Annotated in this window: 21 protein-coding genes; 9 read left to right on the top strand and 12 right to left on the bottom strand. The window is 74.3% G+C overall.

What is annotated here, in order from left to right:
- Positions 1 to 16: 16 nt before the first annotated feature.
- From K8U61_RS14360 to K8U61_RS14335, 6 genes are read right to left on the bottom strand one after another with little or no spacing between them, the layout of a single operon-like run.
- Positions 17 to 1,933, bottom strand: a complete 1,917-nt coding sequence (locus tag K8U61_RS14360) for a primary-amine oxidase (RefSeq protein ID WP_224123723.1) — start codon at positions 1,931 to 1,933, stop codon at positions 17 to 19.
- A complete protein-coding gene (locus tag K8U61_RS14355) occupies positions 1,930 to 3,441 on the bottom strand; it encodes a gamma-glutamyltransferase (protein ID WP_224123722.1) in 1,512 nt (503 codons plus the stop codon). The genes K8U61_RS14360 and K8U61_RS14355 overlap by 4 nt, the downstream gene beginning before the upstream one ends.
- Positions 3,434 to 4,570, bottom strand: coding sequence for an FAD-dependent oxidoreductase (locus tag K8U61_RS14350; protein ID WP_224123941.1), 1,137 nt, complete (start codon positions 4,568 to 4,570; stop codon positions 3,434 to 3,436). Before K8U61_RS14350 ends, K8U61_RS14355 begins: the two co-directional genes overlap by 8 nt.
- Complete coding sequence (locus K8U61_RS14345; RefSeq protein ID WP_224123721.1) at positions 4,570 to 5,784, bottom strand: aminotransferase class V-fold PLP-dependent enzyme; 1,215 nt, start codon at positions 5,782 to 5,784, stop codon at positions 4,570 to 4,572. The genes K8U61_RS14350 and K8U61_RS14345 overlap by 1 nt, the downstream gene beginning before the upstream one ends.
- A 58-nt stretch (positions 5,785 to 5,842) precedes the next feature.
- The gene (locus tag K8U61_RS14340) at positions 5,843 to 7,330 is read right to left on the bottom strand and encodes an aldehyde dehydrogenase family protein (RefSeq protein WP_224123720.1); all 1,488 of its coding nucleotides are present in this window, start codon (positions 7,328 to 7,330) and stop codon (positions 5,843 to 5,845) included.
- Positions 7,327 to 8,346: a phosphotriesterase family protein gene (locus K8U61_RS14335; RefSeq protein ID WP_224123719.1), complete on the bottom strand. Its 1,020-nt coding sequence runs from the start codon at positions 8,344 to 8,346 to the stop codon at positions 7,327 to 7,329. The genes K8U61_RS14340 and K8U61_RS14335 overlap by 4 nt, the downstream gene beginning before the upstream one ends.
- 165 nt (positions 8,347 to 8,511) lie before the next feature.
- Here K8U61_RS14335 and K8U61_RS14330 point away from each other — a divergent pair, with 165 nt between their 5' ends.
- The 4 genes from K8U61_RS14330 to atzF are packed head-to-tail and all read left to right on the top strand — an operon-like array spanning position 8,512 to position 15,224.
- The gene (locus K8U61_RS14330; RefSeq protein WP_224123718.1) at positions 8,512 to 9,357 is read left to right on the top strand and encodes an urea amidolyase associated protein UAAP1; all 846 of its coding nucleotides are present in this window, start codon (positions 8,512 to 8,514) and stop codon (positions 9,355 to 9,357) included.
- 8 nt (positions 9,358 to 9,365) lie between these two features.
- On the top strand, positions 9,366 to 9,989 hold the full coding sequence (locus K8U61_RS14325; protein ID WP_224123717.1) for an urea amidolyase associated protein UAAP2: 624 nt from the start codon (positions 9,366 to 9,368) through the stop codon (positions 9,987 to 9,989).
- Positions 9,982 to 13,557 (top strand): urea carboxylase, encoded by a 3,576-nt coding sequence (uca, locus tag K8U61_RS14320; protein ID WP_224123716.1) that lies wholly within the window; start codon positions 9,982 to 9,984, stop codon positions 13,555 to 13,557. Before K8U61_RS14325 ends, uca begins: the two co-directional genes overlap by 8 nt.
- On the top strand, positions 13,554 to 15,224 hold the full coding sequence (gene atzF, locus K8U61_RS14315) for an allophanate hydrolase (RefSeq protein WP_224123715.1): 1,671 nt from the start codon (positions 13,554 to 13,556) through the stop codon (positions 15,222 to 15,224). The genes uca and atzF overlap by 4 nt, the downstream gene beginning before the upstream one ends.
- A gap of 3 nt (positions 15,225 to 15,227) precedes the next feature.
- On the opposite strand, the gene K8U61_RS14310 is transcribed toward atzF, so the two are convergent.
- Positions 15,228 to 15,620: a DUF4446 family protein gene (locus K8U61_RS14310; RefSeq protein ID WP_224123714.1), complete on the bottom strand. Its 393-nt coding sequence runs from the start codon at positions 15,618 to 15,620 to the stop codon at positions 15,228 to 15,230.
- 225 nt (positions 15,621 to 15,845) lie between these two features.
- Between K8U61_RS14310 and K8U61_RS14305 the strand changes: the two genes are divergently transcribed.
- On the top strand, positions 15,846 to 16,691 hold the full coding sequence (locus tag K8U61_RS14305; RefSeq protein ID WP_224123713.1) for a prephenate dehydratase: 846 nt from the start codon (positions 15,846 to 15,848) through the stop codon (positions 16,689 to 16,691).
- A 9-nt stretch (positions 16,692 to 16,700) separates the two neighbouring features.
- Here the strand turns inward: K8U61_RS14305 and K8U61_RS14300 are convergent, their stop codons facing one another.
- Positions 16,701 to 17,474, bottom strand: a complete 774-nt coding sequence (locus K8U61_RS14300; protein ID WP_224123712.1) for a VOC family protein — start codon at positions 17,472 to 17,474, stop codon at positions 16,701 to 16,703.
- 97 nt (positions 17,475 to 17,571) lie between these two features.
- On the opposite strand from K8U61_RS14300, the gene larB reads away from it, so the two are divergent.
- The 4 genes from larB to K8U61_RS14280 are packed head-to-tail and all read left to right on the top strand — an operon-like array spanning position 17,572 to position 21,203.
- Entirely contained in the window at positions 17,572 to 18,270 is a 699-nt protein-coding gene (larB, locus tag K8U61_RS14295) for a nickel pincer cofactor biosynthesis protein LarB (RefSeq protein WP_224123711.1), read from the top strand.
- Positions 18,267 to 19,409, top strand: coding sequence for a nickel pincer cofactor biosynthesis protein LarC (gene larC, locus K8U61_RS14290; protein WP_224123710.1), 1,143 nt, complete (start codon positions 18,267 to 18,269; stop codon positions 19,407 to 19,409). Before larB ends, larC begins: the two co-directional genes overlap by 4 nt.
- Positions 19,410 to 19,994: a TMEM165/GDT1 family protein gene (locus tag K8U61_RS14285; RefSeq protein WP_224123709.1), complete on the top strand. Its 585-nt coding sequence runs from the start codon at positions 19,410 to 19,412 to the stop codon at positions 19,992 to 19,994.
- Positions 19,995 to 20,003: 9 nt separating this feature from the next.
- On the top strand, positions 20,004 to 21,203 hold the full coding sequence (locus K8U61_RS14280; protein WP_224123708.1) for an arginine deiminase: 1,200 nt from the start codon (positions 20,004 to 20,006) through the stop codon (positions 21,201 to 21,203).
- On the opposite strand, the gene K8U61_RS14275 is transcribed toward K8U61_RS14280, so the two are convergent.
- From K8U61_RS14275 to K8U61_RS14260, 4 genes are all read right to left on the bottom strand, one after another.
- Positions 21,200 to 22,027, bottom strand: a complete 828-nt coding sequence (locus tag K8U61_RS14275) for a hypothetical protein (RefSeq protein ID WP_224123707.1) — start codon at positions 22,025 to 22,027, stop codon at positions 21,200 to 21,202. The genes K8U61_RS14280 and K8U61_RS14275 overlap by 4 nt on opposite strands.
- A 178-nt stretch (positions 22,028 to 22,205) precedes the next feature.
- Complete coding sequence (locus K8U61_RS14270) at positions 22,206 to 23,153, bottom strand: DUF5926 family protein (protein ID WP_224123706.1); 948 nt, start codon at positions 23,151 to 23,153, stop codon at positions 22,206 to 22,208.
- A gap of 10 nt (positions 23,154 to 23,163) precedes the next feature.
- A complete protein-coding gene (locus K8U61_RS14265; RefSeq protein WP_224123705.1) occupies positions 23,164 to 23,970 on the bottom strand; it encodes a glycerophosphodiester phosphodiesterase family protein in 807 nt (268 codons plus the stop codon).
- A gap of 4 nt (positions 23,971 to 23,974) precedes the next feature.
- Positions 23,975 to 25,612 (bottom strand): ABC-F family ATP-binding cassette domain-containing protein, encoded by a 1,638-nt coding sequence (locus K8U61_RS14260; RefSeq protein WP_224123704.1) that lies wholly within the window; start codon positions 25,610 to 25,612, stop codon positions 23,975 to 23,977.
- Between the last annotated feature and the right edge of the window lies 1 nt (position 25,613).

Genomic DNA, 25,613 nt, shown 5'->3' with positions numbered 1-25,613 from the left:
GTCCTCTCGTCCCGGGTCAGTGGCAGCAGGAGTCGTCGGCCGCGGCGTGCCGTCGCATCGGCGCGGGCAGGTCGAGGGCGGGGCTGCGGTCGAAGAAGCCGTCGGGCTCCAGCCGCATCCCGATCCGGTGCGCGGCCATGATCGGCCACTCCTCCGGTCGCGGGTCGTGGTGGACGCCGACGACCGGCCAGAGGACCAGCTCGGCGCCGTCCAGCGAGCGGTCGGCCTGCTGCCAGGCGCTGACGCCGTCCTCGCCGAGCGGGGCCTGGTTGGGGTACTCCCCCGCGATGAAGCGCTCCTCCGCGGCGTACGGCGTCGCCCACAGGTGCTGGGCGACGAAGGGAGCCTTGCGCTCGACGACGCTGCCCGGCTTGGCGAAGAGGCGGGTCGTGTTGGGCATCGTGAGCCGGTAGGCCGTGCGGTCGCCGAAGCGGTTGGTGCGCGTCGTGCCCTCGACCAGCCAGTGGACGGCGCGGCTCGGGTCGCCCTTCCGGGCCGCCTCGGCCTCGGAGCGGATCGGGGTGCGGACCATAGTGCAGGCGTTGCCCCACGGGTTGAGGTCGTCGTCCTCCTCGACCTCGGCGTGCACCTCGTAGAGCCGGTTGAGCGGGCCGTCGACCGCGGTGTCGAGCCGGAGCCCGAAGTAGTGCTGGTGGTTCGGGGCCTGCACGTTGGGGCTGACCAGCCGGCCGTACGGCGGGGTCGTGTCGTCCGCGACGCCGGAGACCGACAGGATGCCGGTCAGCTTGATCTCCAGGTCGATCATGCCGTCCTGGTAGAAGTTCCAGTAGAAGCCGTAGTCGTAGTTGGCGACGGTGGCGAAGAACGACACGACGAAGCGACGGCTCCGGCGCACATCGGCGTAGCCGGTGCGGGTGTTGACGTGCTTCCAGAGGATCGAGTGGTCCTCCTCGTGCATGCAGATCGCGTTGGTGATCGTGCGCGGCTCGCCGTGCCCGTTGACGACCGCGGCGTCGAGGTACCGGATCTCGCCGAGGCAGTCGCACCCGAGCTCGAGCGACGCCGTGAGCGGGCCCGCGCCGTACTCGCCCCAGTCGAAGAAGTTCTTGCGGTAGGCCGTCGGGTCGCTGTCGAGGTAGGGGACGTACATCTCGTTGATCGCCGCGCGCTTGAGCACCGGACGCAGCTCGTCGCCGTCGCGGTAGCAGATGTCGTGGAGCACCAGCCCCTCACGGTGCGTGAAGCCGACGCGGAAGGACCAGTTCTGCCAGGTGACCAGCTGGCCCTCGACGGTGAACCCGACGCCGTCGGGCTGGCTGATGACGAGGTCGGAGACCTCGCGGGTGGGGCCCCAGGCGCCCTCGCGGTAGTTGCCGTGCTCGGAGGCCATCGGGATGACGCCGTGGTCCTCGATCCGCACCACCTCGAGCGTCTCCAGGTCCACGATCGGCACCAGCCCGGCGACCGGGCGGGCGTAGCCGTTGTCGTCCTCGCTCTCGCGGTGCCAGACCGTGCCCCACGAGAGCCGGCGGTCGGCGAGGTCCTCGGGCTCGAAGCCGGTGATCGACTCGGGGTCGACCCACACCAGGGAGACGTCGTCGATGCCGCGCAGCCGCAGCGCGGCCTGGAAGCCGGCGTCGTCGCGGCACGCCTGGGCGACCATCCGCGCCTCCTCGCTCGAGACGCCGGGACGGCGGGCGTCGACCGGTCGCCACGACGCCACCGACGCCGCGCGGTCGGTGCCGGCGGTCCAGGCGGAGACCTCCCAGGCGGCGTGGGCGTCGGGGTTCATGACGACCAGCCGCACCGGCCGGCCCTGGCCGGGGGCGAGGCTCCGGGCCAGGGACTCCTCGGTCGCGATCCCCCACCACCGCGGCCGCCGACCGATGCGCTCGTCGGCGCGCACCAGCGCGACGACCTCGGCGATCTCCGCCTCGGTCAGCGGGTCGGACCAGTGGGTGGGGCTGCTCATGCGGGCGCTCCTGGGCTCTCGGTGGAGGTGGGGGACGTGATCGATCCGCGGCCGTCGGCACGCGGGTCGCTCGCGACGGCCAGCCGGCCGTCGGCGTGCTCAAGGACGGCCGCCTGCACGTGGCCGGCGTCGTCGTGGAGGCCGTCGTACGCCGCCGTGGCCAGGCCGAGCGCGGGCGCGGCGACCAGCGCGGCCTCGGCCCCGGGCTCGGCGACGACGACCGGGAAGGGGTGCCCGAGGTCGCGGGCGCCGACGACCCAGCGCGGCCGCCCGAGCACGGTCCCGGGGTCGGCGCCCGCGACCAGATCGGGCACGACCTGCGACAGGATCCAGGCCTGCGCTCGGCCGCCCTGGCAGCCGACGGCGACGGTGCGCTCGGGCGTGCGGACCACTGCCGGGCAGAGGGTGTGCGGCGGACGGGCCCCGGGGTGCAGACGGGCCGGGCCGGCCGGGTCGGTGCTGTAGGCCGAACCCCGGTTGTGCAGCACGATCCCGGTCGTGGGCTCGAGGATGCCGGCGCCGAAGGTCTGGAAGACGCTCTGGATCAGGGTGACCGCGAGGCCGGTCCCGTCCACCGCCGTGACGGCCACGGTGTCGCCGAGCGCGCGGCCGGTCGGCGGGGCGGCGGCGGTCGGCTGCAGGGCCAGGCCGGTCAGGGCCGCGACGTCGACGGGGCCGGTGCGGGGGTCGCCGAGCTCCCGGTCGCGCACCTGCATGCCGAGCCAGGCGGCCGCCACCGCGCCGGGGACCGTGCCGTCCGCCGCGCCGAGGACGCCGAGCAGCACGGCGCCCTGGGAGGGTGGCGGCGCGACCCAGACCGAGCCGCCGGCGTACGGCGCGCCGAGGGCATCGACCACCTCGGCCCGGTGGGCGGCGAGGTCGGCGGTGGTGTGCGCGCCGCCGAGCGCGGCCAGGCCGGCGACCAGGGCGCGGCCGACCTCGCCGTCGTAGAACGAGCGCGGGTCGTCGGCCAGGGCGCGCAGGGTCGCGGCGAGGGCCGGTTGGCGCAGCGGGTCGCCCTCGACCAGCTCCCCCAGGACCTCGCGCAGGCCCGGGTCCTGGGCGACCGCGTCGGCCCGCTCGACGATCGCGCGGGCCAGCCCGGCCGAGACCGGCGGTGCGCTCGCCGCCAGGTCGGCTCCCCGGGTCAGCGCCCGGGTCAGCGGCAGCCGGGCGCCGAGGTCGCCCAGGGCCAGCCAGCCGGCCACCACCCCGGGAACGGTCACCGGCGTGGTGCCCTGGCTCGGCATCGGCGCCCCGGCGAGCGCGGCGAGGTCGAGCCCGGCCGGCAGGGTGCCGGCGGAGACCACGGCGCGCGGCACCTCCTCCCCGGGTCGCTGGACCACGGCGATCAGGTCTCCCCCGAGCGAGCACTGGTGGGGGTAGACGACGGTGAGCGCGACGGCGGCGGCCAGCGCGGCGTCCAGCGCGTTGCCGCCCGCGGCGACGGCGTCCTCGGCGGCGGCCACCGCCGCCGGGTGCGGTGCGGCGATCGCGACCTCAGGCATCAGCGCCCTCCTTGTCCGGCTCGGTCCTGCGGCTGACGCCGACGAAGTCCAGGTCGTGGCGTTCGGCGCCCTGGCACCAGTCTGCGACCGCCTCGCCGACGGCCGGTCCGAACTTGAACCCGTGCCCGGAGCAGGCGGCCGCCAGCACGACGCGCGGCGCCCACGTCAGCGGTCCCAGCACGAAGCGACGGTCGGCGGTCATCGTGTAGAGGCAGGCCGCCGCCTCGGCGACGTCGGTGCGCGGATCGGCGGACACGCCGGGCACGTAGGCCTCCATCAGGGCGCAGAGCTCGGCGACCTCGGCGTCCGTGGGTGGGGCGGCCGGTCGCTCCGGGTCCCACACGGGGCCGGCGTCGACGCCCACCTTGAAGCCCGAGCCGTCGGTGTCGGGGATGCCGAAGACGAGCCCCTCCGGGCGGTCGACGGAGAAGGCTCCCAGGCGCGGCGCCTGCGCGACCCCCTGGCCGGGGCGGAGGGAGACCGTGACGATGCGCCAGACCTCGAACAGGTCCGCCAGCTCCGGGACGGCGCGTGCGGCCCAGGCGCCGGTGGCGAGCACGAGCCGGCCCACCCGCAGCCGCCGCCGGGTGGTCTCGAGCTCGACGTGGTGCTCGTCGGCCCGCCACGTCACGAGGGCCTCGCCGAACGCCAGCTCGGCACCCGACGCGACCGCCGCCTCGCGGGCGAACGTCAGGGCCGCGGCGGCGTCGACGACACCCGCGTCCGGGTCGTGCACCGCCTGGTGCCCGTCGGGCACGGCGAGGGACGGCATCAGCTCCCTCATCCGCCGGGGATCCGCGACCGGCTCGGTGCCGCGGCCCTGGAGCGACGGTACGCCGGGGTGGGCGTAGAGCCCGCCGGTGCGGTGCACCAGCGTCCGGCCGGCGACGGTCTCCCAGCGACGCCAGCCGGCGTAGGCGCGGTCGACGAAGGGGTTCCAGAGCGGGTTCGGGTAGGCGCGCCGGATCATCCGGGTGCGCCCGTGCGAGGAGCCGCGGGCGTGCCCGGCCGGGAACTGCTCGAGGCCGACGACCCGGACGTCGCGACGGGCGAGCTCGTACGCCGCGGCCGTGCCGTGGATGCCGAGCCCGACGACGGCGACGTCGGCGTCGAGCCGGGCGCCGAGCATCACGACGCCGCCTGGCCGGCCAGTCGGGCGACGGCCTGCACGAGCGCGTCGAGGTCGGCGTCGTCGTTGTAGACGTGGGTGGAGGCCCGCACCACGGCCGGCACCCCGCGCCGCCCGAGGTCCCACTGTCCGTGGCTGGCCGGCACCGAGACGGTGCGCACCCCGTCGCTCGCGAGCCGCCGGTTGACCCGGTCGGCCGGCAGGCCGGCCACGGTGAAGGTGACGATCGCCGAGCGCGACGAGGGCGGGTCCTGGACGGTCACGCCCGGGACCGCGGCGAGATCGCCCCGCAGCCGTTCGCCCTGGGCCACCAGGTGCCGCTCGGTCGCGGCCATCCCGCGCTCGAGCAGCTCGTCGACCGCCGCCGCCAGCCCCAGCCGGCACGCCACGGAGGACTCCCAGGTCTCGAACCGGCGGGCGGAGGGGGCGAGGCTCCAGTCGAGGTCGGAGGTCCAGTCGGCGCCGCGCACGTCCGGCGCCGACGGGGCCAGGTCGGCGATCAGCCCGCGCCGGACGATCCCGAACGCGGTGCCGCGCGGGGCGCGGAGGAACTTCCGGCCGGTCGTGACGAGGGCGTCGCAGCCGATCTCGTCGACGTCGACGGCGAGCTGGCCGACCGACTGCGTGGCGTCGAGCAGGAAGCGCGCACCGTGCCGGCGGGCCAGGGCACCGACGGCGGCGACGGGCTCGACGAGTCCCGACGAGGTCGGCACGTGGGCGACGCACACGGTGTCGCCCCGGCCCTCGCGGAGCAGCCGCTCGAGCTCCTCGAGGTCGATCCCGCCGGTCGCGTCGCAGGGCAGGACGACCAGCTCGAGCCCGCGCTCGCGGACCAGCGTCAGCAGGTGGAGCGCGTGGCTGACGTAGGTGGAGCGGCTGACCAGGAGCCGCCCGGGTCCGGTCAGCCGGAGCGCGTCGACGAGCACGCGCAGCCCGGTGGTCGCGCTGTCGAAGAGGGCGACCTCGTCCGGCTCGGCGCCGACGAGCCGCGCGATCCCGGCGTACAGCTCCCCGATCCGGCCCGCCACGGCCGCCGACGCCTCGTAGCCGCCGTCGCGCTGCTCGCGGCGCAGGTGCCCGACGACCGCCTCGACCACGCCGGTCGTCGGCAGCGCCGCGCCGGCCGCGTTGAGGTGATGAGCGCTCGTCGTGCCGACGGTGCGCGCCCGCTCGAACGCGACGTCGAAGCCGGGGCTCACGCCGGTGTCGGTCATGCCCACCTCATCTCGAGAACGTATCCAATCTTACTGAATGTGGATCCACACTAGCGCATCAGGCGGATCCCAGGGCGATGACCACGGCTCGGGACTCGGTGAACCCGAGCAGCGCCTCGTCCCCGAGGTCGCGACCCACGCCGGAGTCCCGCAGGCCGCCGAAGGAGAGTGCGGGGTCGAAGAGGTTGTAGGTGTTGACCCACGTGGTGCCGACCTCGAGCCCGGCGGCCATCCGGTGCGCCCGCCCCAGGTCCCGGGTCCAGACACCGGCGGCGAGGCCGTACGTCGAGTCGTTGGCGATCCGCAGGGCGTCGGCCTCGTCGTCGAAGGGGATGACCCCCACGACCGGCCCGAAGATCTCCTCGCGGGCGATCACCATGTCGTTGCGGACGCCCGTGAAGACGGTGGGCGGCACGTAGAAGCCCGGGCCGGGGAGCGCCGACCCGCCGACGACCAGCTCGGCCCCCTCGGCACGCCCCTGCTCGACGTACCCGAGCACGCGGTCGCGCTGCTCGGCCGAGACCAGCGGCCCGACCGAGATCCCGCCGGCAAGGCCGTCGCCGACGGGGACGGCGCGCGCGGCGCCCTCGAGGCGACCGAGCATCTCGTCGAGGACCGATCGCTGCACGAGCAGCCGGCTGCCGGCCGTGCACATCTGGCCGGAGTGGCCGAAGGAGGCCCGCATCGCGGTCGCGACCGCGGCGTCCAGGTCGGCGTCGCCGAAGACGATGTTGGCGCTCTTGCCGCCCAGCTCGAGGGTGACCTTCTTGAGCAGCTGGCCGGCGCGCGCCCCGACCTGGCGCCCGACCTCGGTGCTGCCGGTGAAGGACACCTTGTCGACGCCGGGGTGCTCGACCAGCGCGGCGCCGACGCGGCCGTCGCCGGTGAGCACGTTGAACACGCCCGCCGGGACGCCGGCCTCCGTGAGCAGCTCGGCCATCCGCAGCACCGTCAGCGGGGTCTGCTCGGCCGGCTTCACCACGACCGAGCACCCGGCCGCGAGCGCGGGGGCGATCTTGAAGGCCGCGGTCATGATCGGGAAGTTCCACGGGAGGATCAGCGCGGCCACCCCGACCGGTGCGTGCACCGTGTAGACGTGGTGGTCGCCTCCGTCGACCGGCACCGTCGTACCGGTCAGTCGGCTCGGCGCCCCGGCGTAGTGCCGGAAGGTCTTCGCGGCCATCGCCGTGTCGGCCCGCGAGCGCTCGATCGGCTTGCCGTTGTCGCGGGTCTCGAGCACCGCGAGCTCCTCGAGCTCGGCCTCGATGAGGTCGGCCGCCCGCTGCAGGATGCGGGTCCGCTCGAGCGGGGCGAGCCCGGTCCAGCTGCGCTCGGCGAGCGAGCGGCGGGCCGCGGCCACCGCGCGGTCCACGTCGGCCGGCCCGGCCTGCACGACCTGGGTCAGCACCTCCTCGGTGGCCGGGTCCTGGACGGCGAAGACGTCGTCGCCGCTCACCCAGCCGCCGTCGACGAAGAGCCCGTACGCCTCCGGCAGGCGGGGCAGCTCCGGTCGGGCGGGGCGGGCGATCTCGGGCAGCGTGGTCACGTGGCGGCTCCTTCGTGGGCGGTGCGGTCGAGCAGCCGGAGCGGCTCGTCGGTGAGCATCGGGTCGAGCAGCTGGTCGGGCAGGCCGCGGCGGCGCAGCTCGGGCAGCACGCGGGCGGTCAGGTGGTCGTAGCCCGGGCCGCCGTACCGGCGCAGCTGGGCCTTGGTCCACACCGAACCGCCGAGCACGAGTCGGGCGTCGGGACGGTCGGCGAGGAACCCCTCGAGGAAGTCGAGGCGCTCGCCGTCGCTGGGATTGCGCACCCGGCCCCAGTGCTGGAGCTCGGTGCCGAAGCAGACCTCGAGCACGGCGCCGGCGTCGAGCAGGTCGTGCCAGTACGGCGCGTCGAGGTACTCGTCCGCGTTCGTCAGCACCAGCCGGTCCGCGGCCAGCCCGGCGCCGACCAGCTCCGCGACGACCTCGAGGCCGTCGCGGGCGGTCTCGTCGAGCCGCACGCTCACGGCCGCGCCGGTGGCCGAGGCGGCCCGCGCGGCCGCGCGGAGCCGCGCCCGCTCCACGGGCGGCACCGAGGCGGTCGTGCCCATGATCCCGACCAGGCCGGCGCGGTACGACGTCCCGGGGACCGCGTCGGTGAGCGCCGTCAGGAGCAGCGCCTCGACCTGCTCCTCGTCGAGGTCGCGGGCCCACGTGGGCAGCGCCGGGTCGACGTAGAGGCCGTAGGCCGCGACCACGTGCACGCCCGCCGCGCGGGAGATCTCCGGGAGGGCGGCGTGCCGTGGGCCGAGTCCGATGCTGGAGCACTCGACGACGAGGTCGACCTCGGTGCGGGCCAGCTCGACGGCGGCGACCTCGGGGTCGTCGAGGCGCAGGTTGTCGGCCAGGGCGAGCGCGTTCCAGCGCACGAAGGCCAGGTTCTCCGGCGTGACCCGCGGGTCGTCCGGCAGCGGCTCGAGCCCCGGCCGGGAGAGCGCGGAGGCGTCGGTGAGGAGGTGCTCGTGCAGGTCGACGCGGCGTACGACGCCGGCCGCGACCGGCCCGAGAACCGTCTCGATCACGCTCGCCTCCGTCCGCTAGATTGGATCCACACAAACAGTACATGTATCCACGACTCCGACGACCGGGTCGTCCCCGGGCTTCATGAGGCCGTAACACGATCGAGACAGCGGCGGCACGCGTCGCGCGTTGACTTTCGATCAACCAACAGAAAGTCGAGCGCAGCCATGACGCAGCAGACCTCGGGGACGGCCACGACCGCCGGCGCCCGCGAGCACGCGCGGGCCCAGGAGGGCACCGTCGTCGCGAACGGCCCGACCGTCCCGGCGGCGACCTGGCCGAGCCCGCCCGCCGATGTCGACCCCGACCGGGTGGTGTGGGCCGAGCGCATCGCCGGCGGCGGCTACGGCCACCGGGTGCTCGCCCGCGGCACGACCGTGCGGCTCACCGACCTCGAGGGCGACGCCTGCGCCCACGTGCTGCTCTACAACGCCGACATGCCCTGGGAGCGGCTCAACGTCGCCGACACCGTCAAGGTGCAGTGGCAGGTCTACTCCGCCGGCGGCCAGCTGCTGCTCAGCGACCAGGCCCGGGTGCTGGCCTCCGTCACCGAGGCCGCGGCCGGCCACCACGACGCGATCTTCGGCACCTCGACCCAGGCCCGCAACGAGGAGCGGTACGGCGACGGTGCGCCCGAGGGTCCCTCCCCCGCCGGCCGCGAGCTCTTCACCCTGGCCGCGTCGAAGCACGGACTCGGCCGCCGTGACCTGCCGCCCTCGGTCTCCTTCTTCCAGGGCGTGCGCGTCGACGACACCGGTCGCCCCCACTTCGAGGGCTCGGCCGGGCCGGGCGCGACCGTCGTGCTCAGGACCGAGATGCCGGTCGTGCTGCTGGTCGCCAACTCCGCCCACCCCCTCGACCCCCGCGAGGCCTACACCAGCACTCCGCTCGAGGTCGTCGCCTGGCGGGACGCCGCGACCACGCCCGCCGACCCGCTGTGGTCGGCGACGCCGGAAGGACGCCGGGCCTTCGAGAACACCCACGACTACCTGAAGGGCCGGGGCCTGGCATGAGCGCCACGATGACGACCGAGATCCTCCGCGAGACCGTCGCCCCGCGCGCCCCCTGGTCCCACGTGCTGCGCGCCGGCCAGGTGCTCACCATCGTCGACCTGGACGGCAACCAGGCCGTCGACTTCCTGGCGTACGACGCCCACGACACCAGCCGTGCCTACAGTGCGCAGGCGACCCTGCAGGCCCAGGACTCGGTCTTCCTGACGACCGCCAGCGTCCTGCGCGACAACGAGTCCGCCCCGCTCCTGACCGTGGTGGCCGACGAGGTCGGCCGGCACGACACCCTCGGTGGCGCCTGCTCCAAGGAGTCCAACACCCTGCGCTACGGCCACCACACGTGGAGCCAGCACGGCTGCGCCGAGAACTTCATGCGCGAGCTCTCCCGCTACGGCATGGGCAAGCGGGACCACGTGCCCAACGTCAACTGGTTCATGAACGTGCCGGTCGACCCCGACGGCGCCCTCGGCATCGTCGACGGCATCTCCGCACCCGGCCTGTCCCTCAGCCTGCGCGCCGAGAAGGACACCCTGGTCGTGGTCTCCAACTGTCCCCAGGTCAACAACCCCTGCAACGGCTTCGACCCGAGCCGGGCGGAGATGGTCGTCCGGGAGATGGTGGTGACGAGTGCCTGACCTCGGGACCCTGCTCGTCGCGAACCGCGGCGAGATCGCCTGCCGGATCATCCGGTCCGCCCGGGATCTCGGCGTCCGGACCGTTGCGGTCTTCTCCGAGGCCGACCGCGGCGCGGCGCACGTCCACCTGGCCGACGACGCGGTCCTGCTCGGACCCACGCCGCCGGCGGAGAGCTACCTGGCCGTCGACGCGATCCTGCGGGCGGCCGCGTCGACCGGCACCGACGCCATCCACCCCGGCTACGGCTTCCTCTCCGAGGACGCCGCCTTCGCCGAGCGGGTCGAGGCCGCGGGCCTGGCCTTCGTCGGCCCGACCCCCGACCAGCTGCGGGTCTTCGGGACCAAGCACACCGCCCGCGCGGCCGCCGAGGCCGCGGGCGTCCCGGTCTTCGCCGGCACCGGCCTGCTGGACGACGCGGAGCAGGCGGTCGCGGAGGTCGAGCCGATCGGCTACCCGGTGATGCTCAAGGCGACGGGCGGGGGTGGCGGGATCGGCATGGTCGTCTGCCGCTCCGCCGACGACCTGCGCACGGCGTACGAGCGCGTGCGCCGGATGGCCGCCCAGAGCTTCGGCTCCACCGGCGTCTTCGCGGAGCGGTACGTCGAGCACGCGCGCCACGTCGAGGTGCAGGTCTTCGGCAACGGGGCCGGCGCCGTCGTGTCGCTCGGCGACCGCGACTGCTCGCTGCAGCGGCGCAACCAGAAGGTCGTCGAGGAGGCGCCCGCGCCCGCGCTGCCCGACCACGTGCGCGAGCTGCTGCAGTCGTCGGCGCGCGAGCTGGCCGCGTCCGTCGACTACCGCTCCGCCGGCACCGTCGAGTTCGTCTACGACGCCGAGCGCGAGGAGGCCTCCTTCCTCGAGGTCAACGCCCGGCTGCAGGTCGAGCACCCGGTCACCGAGGCCGTCACCGGCGTCGACCTGGTCGCCTGGATGCTGCGGCTGGCCGGCGGCGAGAAGGACCTGCTCGACGACCTCGTGTCGCCTTCCGGACTCGGCGCAGTGCCGGTCTCCGGCCACGCCCTCGAGGCCCGGGTGTACGCCGAGGACCCGGCCCTCGACTTCCGTCCCAGCGCCGGGCTGCTGACCCGGGTCCAGCTGCCCACGGCGCCCGACGTACGCGTCGACGGCTGGGCCGAGACGGGCACCGACGTGTCCACGGCGTACGACCCGCTGCTGGCGAAGGTCATCGTCTCCGCCCCCGACCGCGACGCGGCCCTCGACCGGCTGCGGTCGGCGCTGGAGGAGACCCGCGTCGACGGGATCGAGGTCAACCTCGGGCTCCTGCGCGCCGTGCCGGGCCTGCCCGAGGTCCGCGCGGTCACCCACACGACGCGCACGCTCGACTCCGTCGGGGATCCCGAGCCGCGCATCACCGTCGACCGGCCCGGACTTATGACGACCGTGCAGGACGCCACCGGCCGGCTCGGCCTGTGGCAGGTCGGGGTGCCGCCGAGCGGCGCGATGGACGACCGCTCGCTGCGGCTGGCCAACCTCGCGCTGGGCAACGACGGCAACGCCGCCGGCCTCGAGTGCACCGCCACCGGGCCGGCGCTCCGCTTCACCCACGCCACCACGGTGTGCGTCACCGGCGCCCCGGCGACCGTCACCGTCGACGGCGAGCCGGTGCCGATGTGGGAGCCGGTGTCCGTGCCGGCGGGTGGCGTGCTCGACGTCGGCGACGCGACCGCGGGGCTGCGCACGTACGTCGCCGTCGCGGGCGGCCTCGACGTGCCCGACTACCTCGGCAGTGCGGCGACCTTCACGCTCGGGCAGTTCGGCGGTCACGGGGGACGGGCGCTGCGGCCCGGCGACGTGCTGCGCTCCTTCCCGATCACCGCGGCGCCCGTGCGCGCGTCGGTCCCGCTGGCACGGCGGCCGGACTTCGGCGACCACTGGGAACTGGCGGTCACCGAGGGCCCGCACGGCGCCCCCGACTTCTTCACGCGCGAGGACGTCGAGACGCTCTTCGCCACGCCGTACGCCGTGCACTTCAACTCGGCCCGCACCGGCGTGCGCCTGGTCGGACCCAAGCCGACCTGGGCGCGGCGCGACGGCGGCGAGGCCGGGCTGCACCCCTCGAACATCCACGACAACGCCTACTCCGTGGGCTCGCTCGACTTCACCGGCGACACCCCGATCCTGCTCGGGCCCGACGGGCCGAGCCTGGGCGGCTTCGTCTGCCCGGTGACGGTCGTCAGCGGCGACCGGTGGAAGCTCGGCCAGCTCCGGCCCGGCGACACGGTCTCGTTCGTGCCGGTGCGCGCCACCGCAGCCGCCTCACCCCGGGCGCTCGACCTCCCGTCGTACCCGCCCGGCGGCGACGGCGACGACGGCGTGCTGCTGCGTCTCGACGGCGAGCCGGCGGTGACCTACCGGCGCAGCGGCGACGACAACGTGCTCGTCGAGTACGGCGAGATCGTGCTCGACCTCGGCCTGCGGGCGCGCGTGCACGCGCTGCACACCGCGGTCTCGGAGGCCGACCTCGCCGGTGTCATCGACCTGACGCCCGGCATCCGCTCGCTGCAGGTGCACGTCGACCCCGACGTGCTGCCGATCCCCCGGCTGCTCGGCCTGCTGACCGAGCTGGAGTCGACCCTGCCGGCGGTGGCCGACCTGGTCGTGCCGAGCCGTCGGGTGCGGCTGCCGCTGAGCTGGGACGACCCGGCGACCCGGCTGGCGATCGAGCGCTACATGGCCGGCGTCCGCGACGACGCGCCGTGGTGCCCGTGGAACATCGAGTTCATCCGCCGCATCAACGGCCTCGACTCGGTCGACGACGTCTACGCGACCGTCTTCGACGCCGACTACCTGGTGCTCGGGCTCGGCGACGTCTACCTCGGCGCGCCGGTCGCGACGCCGCTCGACCCGCGGCACCGGCTGGTGACGACGAAGTACAACCCCGCCCGCACCTGGACGGCCGAGAACTCCGTCGGCATCGGCGGCGCCTACCTCTGCATCTACGGGATGGAGGGACCGGGCGGCTACCAGTTCGTCGGCCGGACCACGCAGGTGTGGAGCCGGCACGCGGAGACGCCCTGGCTGCTGCGCTTCTTCGACCGGATCAGCTGGTACCCCGTCTCCCCCGAGGAGCTGCTCGACCTGCGCGCCGACCTGGCCGCGGGGCGCGGCACGGTCGACATCGTCGACGACGACTTCTCCCTCGCCTCGCACGAGGCCTTCCTGGAGGAGAACGCCACCTCGATCGCGGACTTCCGTGCGCGGCAGCAGGCGGCGTTCGACGCCGAGCGCGCCGCGTGGGAGGCGGCCGGGGAGTTCGACCGCGCGGAGGAGGCGGCCGCCGTCGCCGTGCCGGAGCCCGCGGAGGTGTCCGTGCCGGACGGGGGTGCCCGCGTCGACGCACCCTTCGTCGCCAACGTGTGGAAGGTCGAGGTCGCCGTCGGCGACGTCGTGGAGGAAGGACAGACCCTGGTGGCGCTGGAGGCCATGAAGATGGAGACGTACGTCGCCGCACCCGCCGCCGGCGTGGTCGTGACGGTCGGCGCGGTGCCCGGTGCCCAGGTGGCGCCGGGCGATGCCCTCGTCGTGATCGGGCCGGTGCCGGCATGAGCGCGACGTCCCTCCGGCCGGAGGCGTGGATCGCCCGCCGGGACGAGGCGTCGGTCGCCGCCGACGTGGCCGCGTCGAGCGGACCGCTCGCCGGCCTGCGGCTGGCGGTCAAGAACAACGTGGACGTCGCGGGCTTCCCGACGACGGCCGGCTGCCCGTCGTACGCCACCGCGCCGGCGACCATCGACGCCCAGGCGGTCGCGCGGCTCCGGGCGTCCGGGGCGACCGTCGTCGGGGTGACGAACCTCGACCAGTTCGCGACCGGGCTGGTCGGGCAGCGGAGCCCGTACGGCGGGGTGCGCGACGCGCGCCGCGAGTCCCACGTGTCCGGGGGGTCGAGCTCCGGCTCGGCGGTCGTGGTCGCGCTCGGCGAGGCCGACATCGCGATCGGCACCGACACGGCCGGGTCCGGGCGCGTGCCCGCCGCCTTCCAGGGACTGGTCGGCATCAAGCCGACGCTCGGTGTCGTGTCGACCGTCGGCGTCGTGCCGGCCTGTCGCTCGTGGGACGCGGTGACGATCATGGCCCGCGATCTCGACACCGCGGCGGTCGCGATGGGCGCGATGGCCGGCGGGCCGGGCACCCGCGCGTGGCCGGCCGACCTCCCCCTGGCCGCCCCGGCCGCGGCACGTGTCGCCGTACCGGCGGAGCTGCCGGGCATGGCGCCCGGGTGGGCGGGGGCGTTCGAGGCGGCGGCCGAGCGGCTGCGCGCGGACGGCTGTGTCGTGGAGCCGATCCCGTTCGAGGCCTTCCTGACCGCGGCGACGCTGCTCTACGACGGCGCGCTGGTGGCCGAGCGGCACGGCGCGGTCGGCGAGTTCGTCGACGCCCACCGCGACGACCCAGGCCTCGACCCGACGGTGGGCGGCATCGTCGCGCGCGCCGGCACGCTCTCGGCGAGCGCGATGGTGCGCGACCTGGCCCGGCTCGAGGAGCTGCGGCTCGCGTCGATGGAGCTGCTCGACGGGTACGACGCGCTGCTGGTCCCCACCGCGCCCGGCCACCCGTCGGTGGCCGAGGTGGCCGCCGACCCGGTCGGCGTGAACTCCTGGGTCGGCACCTTCACCAACTTCTGCAACCTCTTCGACCTGTGCGCCGTGGCGGTGCCGTCCGGCGTCGTCGGGGACGCCCAGTTCGGGGTCACGGTCGTCGCGCGCACCTTCCACGACGCCGTCGCGCTCGACCTCGCCCGGCGCGTGCACGTGCCCGCGGACCCGGTCGCGGCCCCCGGTGCCGCCGGCCCGCTCCCGGCACCGGAGTCACCCTGGCCGGTGCTCGCCGGCGCCCGGTCCGAGCGACTGCTCGTGGTCGGTGCCCACCTGCGCGGGCAGCCCCTCGTCGCCGAGCTCGAGTCGCGGGGCGCCCGCTGGGCGGGACCAGCGAGCACCGCCCCGGCGTACGCCCTCGCGGCGCTCGACACCACCCCGCCCAAGCCGGGTCTCACCCGGGTCGGTGCCGGCGGCGCGGCCGTGGCCGGCGAGCTCTGGGAGCTGTCCGCCGGGGCGCTCGGGTCCTTCCTCGCCGACCTGCCCGCCCCGATGAACCTCGGTCGGGTCGAGCTCGCCGACGGCACCTGGGTGGTCGGCTTCGGGTGCCACGCCGAGGCGGCCGGGGCCGGCCAGGACATCACGGCGTACGGCGGCTGGCTGGCCTGGTTGGGTCGCTAGGGCCTAGGGACGAGCCCGGTCGATCGCCTCGCGCTCCTCGGGCGAGAGCTGCTGCTCGCAGCTCCAGCCCGCCACGCTCTTGGCGTAGGTGCGCGCGTCGCTGCGGCCGTGGATCGAGGTGAGCACCACGCCGTCACCGCCGTCGTCGAGAAGCGCGAGCGACCACGACAGGTGGCCGCCCATGTCGCCGAAGGCGTCGTACCGCACCACCGCGAGGTGCCGCAGCGCGCCCGTGCTCTCGGCGCGGAGGGCGGCGACCTCCTGACGCAGCCCGTGCACGTCCTCGGGCAGCGCGTCGACGCCGGTGCGTCGTCGCGCCGCCGTACGCCGGTCCTGGAGCACGAGCCCGAGCGCGACGAGGGCGACGACCAGGGCGAGGAGGGACACGATCACCACTCCCCGAGCCTAGGTCGGCGACGCGCGTGGGGGTGGACAGCCGCGCGGGGGGAGGTGCTGCCTCCTGCTGACGGTTCACCAAGGGATGAAGGTGAACCCGCGCTTCCCTGGGCGAGCTCACCGTGGGAAGTGCAGGTTCGACCTCATCCCTTGGTGAACCAGCAGCACGGCGCAGGCCGACGGCGACTGAGACGGCGTTCGACCATCATTTCGGCGGATGGGACGATGACGGGCGTGACAGGACGCATCGCCTACCAGGGCGAACCCGGCGCCAACTCCCACCAGGTGTGCAAGGAGCACTACCCCGACTGGGAGGCCGTGCCGTGCGCGTCATTCGAGGACGTCTTCGCGGCGGTGGAGGGCGGGGACGCGGATCTCGCCATGATCCCGATCGACAACTCGATCGCCGGCCGGGTGGCCGACATCCACCACTTCCTGCCCGACTCCGGCCTGCACATCATCGCCGAGCACTTCCTGCGGATCCGCTTCTGCCTGATGGCACTGCCGGGCACCACGATCGACCAGGTCCGGACCGTGCACAGCCACGTCCACGCGCTCGGACAGTGCCGCAAGATCATCCGCGAGCACGGCTTCGTGCCGGTGATCTCCGGTGACACCGCCGGCTCGGCCCGCGAGGTCGCCGAGGCGGGCGACCCGACGATGGCCTCGATCTCGCCGCCGCTCGCCGCCGAGATCTACGGCCTGGAGGTGCTCGCCGAGGACGTCGAGGACGAGGACCACAACACCACCCGCTTCGTGGTCCTCTCCCGCGAGCTCGTCGAGGCGCCCGCGGGCAACGGCCCGGTGGTCACCAGCTTCATCTTCAACGTGAAGAACCTCCCGGCCGCGCTCTACAAGGCCCTCGGCGGCTTCGCCACCAACGGCGTCAACATGACCAAGCTGGAGAGCTACATGGTCGGCGGGGAGTTCACCGCGACGCAGTTCCTGGCCGAGGTCGACGGGCACCCCGACGACCTCGGCGTCCGGCGCGCGCTCGACGAGCTCGCGTTCTTCACCACCGAGGTGAAGATCCTCGGCGTCTACCCCGCCGACCGCTTCCGCGCGCGCTAGGCGGCGGCCTCAGCCGGGGTTCTGCATCAGGTTGAACATCGCGCCCTGCGGATCGGCCAGGATGGCCATCCGGCCGACCCCGGGCACGTCGAAGGCGGGGGCGACCACGGTGCCGCCGAGCTGCACGGCGCGCGCGACGGTGTCGTCGACGGACTCGACGTTGAAGTAGACGTTCCAGTGCGGCGGGACGCCGTCCATCATCGGCGGCATCGCCCCGCCGACCTGCCGGCCGTCGACGACGAGGCAGGTGTAGTCCATGCCGCCCTCCATCTCCTGCGCCTCCCAGCCGACGCCGAGCACCTCGGTGTAGAACGCGGTGGCCGCGGGGAGGTCGGGGCTGATCAGCTCGTTCCAGATCGGGGTGCCGGGCTCGTTGGCACGCGTCGTCCCGATCGTGGCGCCGGCCTGCCAGAGGTTGACCCGGGCGCCCGACGGGTCCTGGATCGCGGCCATCCGGCCGAGGTCCATCACGTCGAACGGCCCGGCCTCCACCGTGCCGCCGGCCCCGGCGACCTTGGCGGCCGCGGCATCGACGTCGTCGACGGTGAGGTAGACGCCCCAGAAGGCGGGATGACCCTCCATCCCGGGCATCTGCCCGCTGATCCCGGCGACCGAGTCGCCCTCCTTGCCGACCGCGACGTAGTAGCCGGCGTCTCCCATCGGGACGTCCTCGAGCTCCCAGCCGAACAGCCCGCCGTAGAACTCCTTGGCGGCGGCCTGGTCGGGGGTGGTCAGCTCGACGTAGCTGGGGGTGCCCTGTGCGTAGGCATCGATCTTCGGCATGTCCGTGCTCCTCTGTCGTGTGCGACCCCACCTGCAAGAGAACACCCGGCCACCGACACCCGCAACGGTCGAGAAGGTGAACGGTAGGTTCGGGGCCGTGGAGCACAACACCGCCCCCGGGGACCCCCGCATCGCCGACCTCGGCTTCGCGCGCGTCGACGTCGACCGCGCGGCACGCACGGGCGACCCCGAGGTCGTGTACGGCGCCGGCAAGACCCCCGACCAGGTCGTGGCGATCCTCCGGGCGCTGCACGAGAAGCACCCCGAGCGGGCGGTGCTCGCCACCCGCCTCTCCCCCGAGACCATCGACGTCCTCGCCGAGGCGCTCCCGGAGGCCGACCTCGACCTCGTCGCGCGCGCCGCCACGCTCGGCCCGCTGCCGACCCCGCGCGGCACGGTCGCCGTCGTCGCCGCCGGCACCTCCGACGCGCCCGTCGCCGCCGAGGCCGCGCTCACCATCGCCGTCCACGGCGCCGGCGTCGAGCGCATCGACGACGTCGGCGTGGCCGGCCTGCACCGGCTGCTCGGCGTCCGCGACCGGCTCGAGGCCGCCGACTGCCTGGTCGTCGTGGCCGGCATGGAGGGCGCGCTCCCGTCCGTGGTCGGCGGGCTGGTCGGCGTGCCGATGGTCGCGGTCCCCACGAGCGTCGGCTACGGCGCCTCGCTCGGCGGCGTCGCCGCCCTCCTGGCCATGCTCAACTCCTGCGCGCCGGGCGTCGCGGTCGTCAACATCGACAACGGGTACGGCGCCGGCGTGCACGCCGCCCGGGTCGCCCGGCAGTCGGCGCCTCGATGACGAGCGTCTGGATCGACGCCTCGGCCGGGGCCAGCGGCGACATGCTGCTCGGCGCGCTGGTCGGCGCCGGCGTCCCCCTCGCCGTCCTCCAGGAGGCGGTCGACTCCGTCGCGCCGGAGCCGATCGCGCTGCGCGTCGAGGACGTGCGCCGCAACGGGCTGGCCGCGACGCGGGTGCACGTCGACGTCGCCGAGTCCCACCACCACCGCACCTGGCGCGACGTCCGGACGATGCTCTACGGGCACGCCGCGGCCGCCTCCGCCTTCGAGCGGCTGGCCGTCGCGGAGGCGGCGGTGCACGGCACCTCGCCCGAGGACGTCCACTTCCACGAGGTCGGCGCCCTGGACGCGATCGCCGACGTCGTCGGCGTGTGCGCGGGCTTCGAGCACCTCGGCGCCACGTCGGTCACCGTCTCGCCGATCGCCGTCGGGTCCGGGACCATCGAGGCCGCGCACGGCACGCTGCCGGTGCCGCCGCCGGCCGTCGCCGAGCTGCTCCGCGGGGTGCCGACGTACGCCGGACCGGTGGCGATGGAGCGCTGCACCCCGACCGGCGCGGCGCTGCTGACGACGCTGGCGACGACCTACGGCCCCCAGCCGCCGATGACCGTCGCGGCGATCGGCGTCGGCGCCGGCGGGCGCGACCCGGAGGGCCAGGCGAACGTGCTGCGGCTCTTCGTCGGCGAGACCGCTGCGACCGGTGGCCGGCCGCTGCTGCTCGAGTGCAACGTCGACGACCTCGACCCGCGGGTGTGGCCCGCCGTGATCGCGGCGCTGCTCGAGGCCGGCGCCTCGGACGCCTGGCTGACGCCGATCCTGATGAAGAAGGGCCGACCCGCCCACACCCTGCACGCCCTGGTCGACGAGGCCCGTGCGCCCGGTGTGCGGGCCGCGATCTTCCGGCAGACCTCGACGATCGGGCTGCGCGAGCAGCCGCTGACCAAGCACGCGCTGGAGCGTGAGATGGTGGCGGTGGAGGTCGACGGCCGCCAGGTGGCCGTCAAGCTCGCACGGCACGACGGCGTCGTGGTCAACGCCCAGCCGGAGTACGACGACGTCGCCCGCGCCGCCGCCGACCTCACCCGTCCCGTGGCCGACGTGCTCGCCGAGGCCACCGCTCTCGCCAGAAAGTTCCTCTGAGTGGATCCCGTCGTCGTCGGCCTGACCTTCCTCGCGATCTTCGTCGTCGAGCTGCCCGACAAGACGTTCCTCGCGACGCTGGTGCTGGCCACCCGCTACCGCCCGATCCTGGTGTGGATCGGCGTCAGCCTGGCCTTCCTCGTCCAGACGCTCGTCGCGGTGCTGCTCGGGCACGCCGTGTCGTTCCTGCCCGAGGACCTCGTGCGGGCGGCCGCCGGGGTGATGTTCCTGGCCGGCGCGGTGATCCTGATCCGGGAGGGTCGCAGCCACCAGGAGGCGCAGGACGACGAGATCGAGACCCGGGACGTGCACGGGCTCAAGGCCGTGCTCGCGAGCTTCCTGGTCCTCTTCGCCGCGGAGTGGGGCGACCTCTCGCAGCTGCTGACGATCTCACTGGTCGCGAAGTACGAGCAGCCCGTCGCCGTCTTCCTCGGCGCGCTCACCGCGCTGGTCGTGGTCAGCGGCCTCGCGGTGGTGGCGGGGCGGCAGCTGCAGCGCTTCGTCAAGCTGCACGTGCTCCACTACGTCGGCGCGGGCGTCTGCCTGGTGCTGGCCGCGCTCACGGCGTACGAGCTCTTCTCCTAGTCTGGGCGCATGACCAGCCACGGCGCCGACTCCGAGGTCGGCCGTCTCCGGACCGTCCTCCTCCACCGACCCGGCAACGAGCTCAAGCGGCTCACTCCGCGCAACAACGACCGGCTGCTCTTCGACGGCATCCCGTGGGTCGCGCGGGCGCAGGAGGAGCACGACGGCTTCGCGGAGGCGCTGCGCAACCGGGGCGTCGAGGTGCTCTACCTGACCGACCTCATCGCCGAGACGCTCGAGGACGGCGGCGCGCGCGACCACGCGATCACGACCGCGCTCTCCGGGCTGCACCTCGGCGACACCCTGCGCGAGTACCTCTCGACGTTCCTGCGCGAGGCGAGCCCGGCAGAGCTGACCGACTACCTGACCGCGGGCATCCGCAACGACGAGGTCCGCGGCGGCTTCGGCCTGGTGACCTCGCTGCTCGCGCACGACGACTTCCTCATCGACCCGCTGCCCAACCTGCTCTTCACCCGCGACTCCTCGGTGTGGGTGCGCGACCGGGTCGCGATCACGTCGCTGGCGATGCCGGCCCGCGCCCGTGAGACCCAGCTGACCGAGCTGATCTACACCCGCCACCCGCGCTTCCGCGGCACCCAGACCGTGCACGGCTGGCACCACGAGCACGTCGAGGGCGGCGACGTGCTCCTGCTCGCGCCCGGCGTGATCGCGGTCGGCGTCGGCGAGCGCACCACCCCGGCGGGCGTGGAGCGCTTCGCCCGGCAGGCGTTCCACGCGGGCCTGGCCCACACCGTGCTCGCCGTCCCGATCACCCAGGAGCGGGCGACCATGCACCTCGACACGGTGTGCACGATGGTCGACGTCGACAAGATCGTGATGTACCCCAACGTCGCCGACTCGCTGACGGCGTACGCCGTGACCGCGAACGAGGACGGCGCGCTCGACGTCGCCGGCGCGGAGCCCTTCCTGGTCGCCGCGGCGAAGGCGATGGGCATCGACACCCTCGACCAGATCGACACCGGTCTCGACCCGGTCACCGCCGAGCGCGAGCAGTGGGACGACGGCAACAACACCCTCGCGATCGCGCCGCGCGTCGCGGTCGCCTACGAGCGCAACGTCGAGACCAACGACCGCCTGGAGGACGCCGGCATCGAGGTGGTCCGGATCTCCGGGTCCGAGCTGGGGTCCGGCCGCGGCGGCCCGCGGTGCATGTCCTGCCCGGTCGCGCGGGAGCCGCTCCCGGCCTAGGAGTAGCGGTCGGGCAGGACCGTGTGCCCGTGAGGCTCGCCCGGGACCGGCGTGCACGAGTGGCTGCGCTTCTCGCAGCGAGCGATCTCGTGGACCTGCGCGTCGCCGGACATGGTCGCGCGCACGAGCACGACCGTCGTGGGTGACTCCCAGCCCAGCACGCGCCAGTCGTCTCCCTCGAGCGGGAGCCGGCCGATGGCGACGTGGCGCCCGTCGACCGATCGCACATGTGTCGAGAGCTGCCGGCCGGTGACACCGCGGAGAGGGGTGCGTTCACGGTGAGGGCGCCAGGTCCATGCGCGGCCCCGGAAGTTGGCGTAGCCGGTGACGAGACCCGCGTTCGACACCCGCGCGAGGCTGGGTGAGCCGACCGCGTCGCAGCACTCCACATGGGCGCGCCAGCTGGCACTGCGGTCGACGTCGCCGGTCTCGGTGTCGCGGCGGACCACGCGCGCGGCGTCGACGAAGTGGAGCTCCGCGACTTGGCGGACGGTGTGCTCGACCACCCAGGCGACGAACCTGCCGTCGGGCGAGATCACCACGTTGTAGATGCCCAGCGGCAGCCGGTCGAGGCGGCCGTCCACCACGATCGCCCAGCGCTCGTGGTGTCGGACGAGGGTGGTGCCGGCGACGTACCGGATCGTGTCCGGCTTGCGGGTCTCGATGCTGTCGCCGCCGACGTGCAGCGTGCCCTGGCCCCACCAGGCGATCGTGGTCGGCGGCTCGGGTGCAGGCGCGGGCTGTGACGTGCTCGCGGCCTCGCGGCGGCAGCCGGAGAGCAGGAGGAGCGCCGCGGCGAGGGCGGCGTACGCGGCACGGTTCACGCCGGTGGGATGCCGCCGGTCGCGGCGAGGTTGCCGGCATGTTGCCCGGGCATGAAGAAGCCCGGCCATTGTCGACGGGGGATACGACAACGGCCGGGCGCGATGAATCTACGTCGCCGGGTGGGGATCAACCAAGCCCCACGCCGATTCTTGTCCGTGATTCATCTCAAGATCCGGGTCAGCGCAGCGTGACCTGACGGTTGGCGAGGCCCGATCGGGCGGCCCGCTCCTCGGTCGTGAGCGGCGACTCGTCGGCGAGCGCCTCGGCCAGGGCGGCCGCGAACGCCTCGGCCGGGTCCTCCAGGGCCTCGGGGCCGGTCCCGACCGGGAGGTCCCAGACCGGGGCGAGCAGCCCGTGGGCGCGGAACATCCCGACGAAGCGGGAGCCGTCGACGAGCACGTCCCTGCCGGCCGCGTGCAGCCGGGCGAGCGCATCGAGCAGCTGGTCCTCGGGCTCGGGCATCACCCAGCGCAGGTGCTCCTTGGAGCCGACGTCGGTCCAGTACGCCGCCGGCACGCTGGTGAGCCGGGCAGTCGGTGTGGCGTGGTCGTTGGCCTGGTCGAGCGAGGCAGCCAGCGCGGCGCGGTCGTCCTCGGCGACGTCGGCGATCCAGTAGTCGAAGCCCTCGTGGACGGTCACCTGGAGCGACTCGTCGGAGATCAGGTCCTGCAGTCGCGGGCCCTCGCCGGGCGCCTCGGTGATGCCGACGATGCCGGGCTCGGCGTCGAGGGCGGCGGTGAGGATCGCGCCGAGGTCGCGGGCCGGGTCGCCGTAGTTGTGCTGGACCTGGAGGCCGAGCCAGATCTCGCCGCTGTCGCGGACCATCGCGGGCGCCGCCATCGGCAGCAGCGAGCACAGGACGACGGTCTTGTCGGGGTGGTCCTTGAGGGTCAGCGGCGCGGTCGCGGCCGGGACCAGCTCGCGCATAGCGATGACGTCGCACTCCGACGGCATGCCCTCGAAGGGCCGGGCGACGAAGACCGACGCCGCTCCACCGGCCGCGCCGTGGCAGGCCTTGTAGCGCTTGCCCGAGCCGCAGGGGCACGGCTGCCGGGGGCCGACCTCGCCGGGTGCGGTCTGCTGGGCCGACTGGGAGCGGCTCTTGGTGCGGGACTTCTTCGCCATGCGGCTGAAACTACCCGGCGGCCCCGTCGCGCTGGTCGAGCAGGTCGAGGATGTACGCGGGCCGGTCGGTGATGACCGCCTTCACGCCGAGCTCGACGCACAGGTCGAGCTCCGTGGGGGTGTTGACGGTCCACACGTGCAGGTCGTGGCCGGCCCTCCTGATCCGCCGGCCGAGCTTGGGGTGGTCGGTCAGCTCGCCGATGCCCGGCCCGATCAGCCAGTCATTGCCGACCATGCGGCGCAGCATCGGCCAGTGGTGGGCCTTGTCGACCAGCTGCACGAGCGGGACGGCGGGCGCCATCCCCTCGACCCGCTGGAGCGCGGTCCACGAGAAGCTCATCACCCGCACGGGCGAGCCGATCCGGTCCCAGCCGAAGTGGCGCAGCATCTCGACCAGGCGGCGCTCGACGAGGCCGCCGTACCGGGTCGGGTGCTTGGTCTCCACGGCGATCTCGACGCGCCGGTCGTAGTCGGCGATCGTCTCGAAGAGCGTCTTGAGGGTGAGCACCCGGTCGAGCCGCTCGTCGCGGGCGGGTGCCTCGTCGTCGAGGTCGGACCAGGGGTTCTTCCACACGGCGAAGTCAAGCGCGTCGAGGTCGGCCAGCTCGGAGGTGGAGACCAGGCGGCGGCTGCTCGCCGTACGGCGCAGGTCGCGGTCGTGCACGCAGACGAGGTGCCCGTCGGCGGTGAGCCGGACGTCGCACTCGACGCCGTCGGCCCCGACGTCGAGGGCGGCGACGTAGGCCCCGAGGGTGTGCTCGGCATTGTCGTGGCTGGCGCCGCGGTGCGCGACGACCTGGGGTCTCACGGCGACCATCGTCCTACTCCTCGGTGACCGTCCCGGCCTCGACCCGCCAGCGACGGTCGAGACTGACGTTGTCGAGCAGCCGCCGGTCGTGGGAGATGAGCAGCAGCGCGCCGTCGTAGGACGCCAGGGCCTGCTCGAGCTGCTCGATCGCGGGCAGGTCGAGGTGGTTGGTGGGCTCGTCGAGGACGAGCAGGTTGACCCCACGGCCCTGGAGCAGCGCGAGCGCGGCCCGGGTCCGCTCGCCCGGCGAGAGGCGGCTCACCAGGCTGGCGACCTGGTCGGCCTTCAGGCCGAACTTCGCCAGCAGGGTGCGCACGTCGGCGGGCGAGGTCTCCGGCAGTGCGGACTCCATCGCGGCACCGAGCGGGAGGTCCTCCGCGAGGCCGGTGCGGCCCTGGTCGATCTCGCCGATGGCCACCGAGGCGCCGAGGCTGCTCGTCCCGGTGTCCGGGCTGACCCGGCCCAGGAGCAGGTCGACGAGGGTGGTCTTGCCGGCCCCGTTGGGGCCGGTGATCCCGATCCGGTCGCGGGCGTCGACCTGGAGGCTCGTCGGGCCGAAGGTGAAGGTGCCGCGGCTCAGCGTCACCTCGTTGAGGGTCGCCACCACGGCGCTCGACCGGGGAGCGGCGCCGATGCTGAACTGCAGGACCCACTCCTTGCGCGGCTCCTCCACCTCCTCGAGGCGCGCGATCCGCGACTCCATCTGGCGCACCTTCTGGGCCTGCTTCTCCGACGACTCGCTCTGCGCGCGGCGCCGGATCTTGTCGTTGTCGGGGCTCTTGCGCATCGCGTTCCGCACGCCCTGGGAGCTCCACTCGCGCTGGGTGCGGGCCCGGGCGACCAGGTCGGCCTTCCGGTCGGCGTACTCCTCGGAGGCCTCGCGGGCGTGCCGTCGCGCGATCGCGCGCTCCTCGAGGAACGCGTCGTAGCCGCCGTCGTAGACCGTGACCTGGTGCTGCGCGATGTCGAGCTCGACGATCCGGGTGACGCAGCGGGCGAGGAACTCGCGGTCGTGGGAGACCAGCACGACGCCGCTGCGCAGGCCGCGGACGAAGGTCTCGAGGCGGTCGAGCCCGGCGAGGTCCAGGTCGTTGGTGGGCTCGTCGAGGAGGACGACGTCGAAGCGGCTCAGCAGCAGCGCGGCCAGTGCGGCGCGGGCGGCCTGCCCGCCGGACAGGCCGGTCATCAGCGCGTCGGGGCCGACGTCGAGACCGAGATCGGCCAGCACCGGTGGGAGGCGCTCGTCGAGATCGGCGGCACCGCTGGCCATCCACCGGTCGAACGCGACGGCGTAGGCGTCGTCCGCGCCCTTGTCGTCGGAGCCGAGCGCCTCGGCCGCGGCCTCCATCGCCGCGGTCGCGGCGGTGCAGCCGGTGCGGCGGCCAACGTACGCCGCCACGGTCTCGCCCGGGACCCGCTCGTGCTCCTGCGGGAGCCAGCCGACGAAGGCGTCGGCCGGGGCCGTGCTGACGGTGCCGGCGTGCGGCTCGAGGTCGCCGGCCAGGATCCGCAGGAGGGTGGACTTCCCGGCCCCGTTGGCGCCGACCACACCGACCACGTCGCCCGGCGCGACGGTGAGGCCGAGACCCTCGAACAGCGTGCGGTGGCCGTGTCCGCCCGCGAGGTCCTTGGCGACGAGGGTGGCGCTCACG

It is taken from the genome of Nocardioides mangrovi, assembly GCF_020073815.1.
In the GTDB taxonomy this organism is placed as follows: Bacteria; Actinomycetota; Actinomycetes; order Propionibacteriales; family Nocardioidaceae; genus Nocardioides; species Nocardioides mangrovi.
The sequence above is the reverse complement of the archived record's forward strand: the minus strand, read 5'-3'. Positions and strand labels throughout refer to the sequence as shown.

Excerpts from the sequence above, each read along its gene's own strand:
- K8U61_RS14355 (WP_224123722.1), bottom strand. The coding sequence starts at position 3,441 with ATGCCTGAGGTCGCGATCGCCGCACCGCACCCGGCGGCGGTGGCCGCC.
- K8U61_RS14360 (WP_224123723.1), bottom strand. The coding sequence starts at position 1,933 with ATGAGCAGCCCCACCCACTGGTCCGACCCGCTGACCGAGGCGGAGATC.
- K8U61_RS14325 (WP_224123717.1), top strand. The coding sequence starts at position 9,366 with ATGACGACCGAGATCCTCCGCGAGACCGTCGCCCCGCGCGCCCCCTGG.
- K8U61_RS14270 (WP_224123706.1), bottom strand. The coding sequence starts at position 23,153 with ATGGCGAAGAAGTCCCGCACCAAGAGCCGCTCCCAGTCGGCCCAGCAG.
- K8U61_RS14280 (WP_224123708.1), top strand. The coding sequence starts at position 20,004 with ATGACCAGCCACGGCGCCGACTCCGAGGTCGGCCGTCTCCGGACCGTC.
- larC (WP_224123710.1), top strand. The coding sequence starts at position 18,267 with ATGACGAGCGTCTGGATCGACGCCTCGGCCGGGGCCAGCGGCGACATG.
- K8U61_RS14350 (WP_224123941.1), bottom strand. The coding sequence starts at position 4,570 with ATGCTCGGCGCCCGGCTCGACGCCGACGTCGCCGTCGTCGGGCTCGGC.
- K8U61_RS14345 (WP_224123721.1), bottom strand. The coding sequence starts at position 5,784 with ATGACCGACACCGGCGTGAGCCCCGGCTTCGACGTCGCGTTCGAGCGG.
- K8U61_RS14300 (WP_224123712.1), bottom strand. The coding sequence starts at position 17,474 with ATGCCGAAGATCGATGCCTACGCACAGGGCACCCCCAGCTACGTCGAG.
- K8U61_RS14330 (WP_224123718.1), top strand. The coding sequence starts at position 8,512 with ATGACGCAGCAGACCTCGGGGACGGCCACGACCGCCGGCGCCCGCGAG.
- K8U61_RS14305 (WP_224123713.1), top strand. The coding sequence starts at position 15,846 with ATGACGGGCGTGACAGGACGCATCGCCTACCAGGGCGAACCCGGCGCC.
- atzF (WP_224123715.1), top strand. The coding sequence starts at position 13,554 with ATGAGCGCGACGTCCCTCCGGCCGGAGGCGTGGATCGCCCGCCGGGAC.
- K8U61_RS14265 (WP_224123705.1), bottom strand. The coding sequence starts at position 23,970 with ATGGTCGCCGTGAGACCCCAGGTCGTCGCGCACCGCGGCGCCAGCCAC.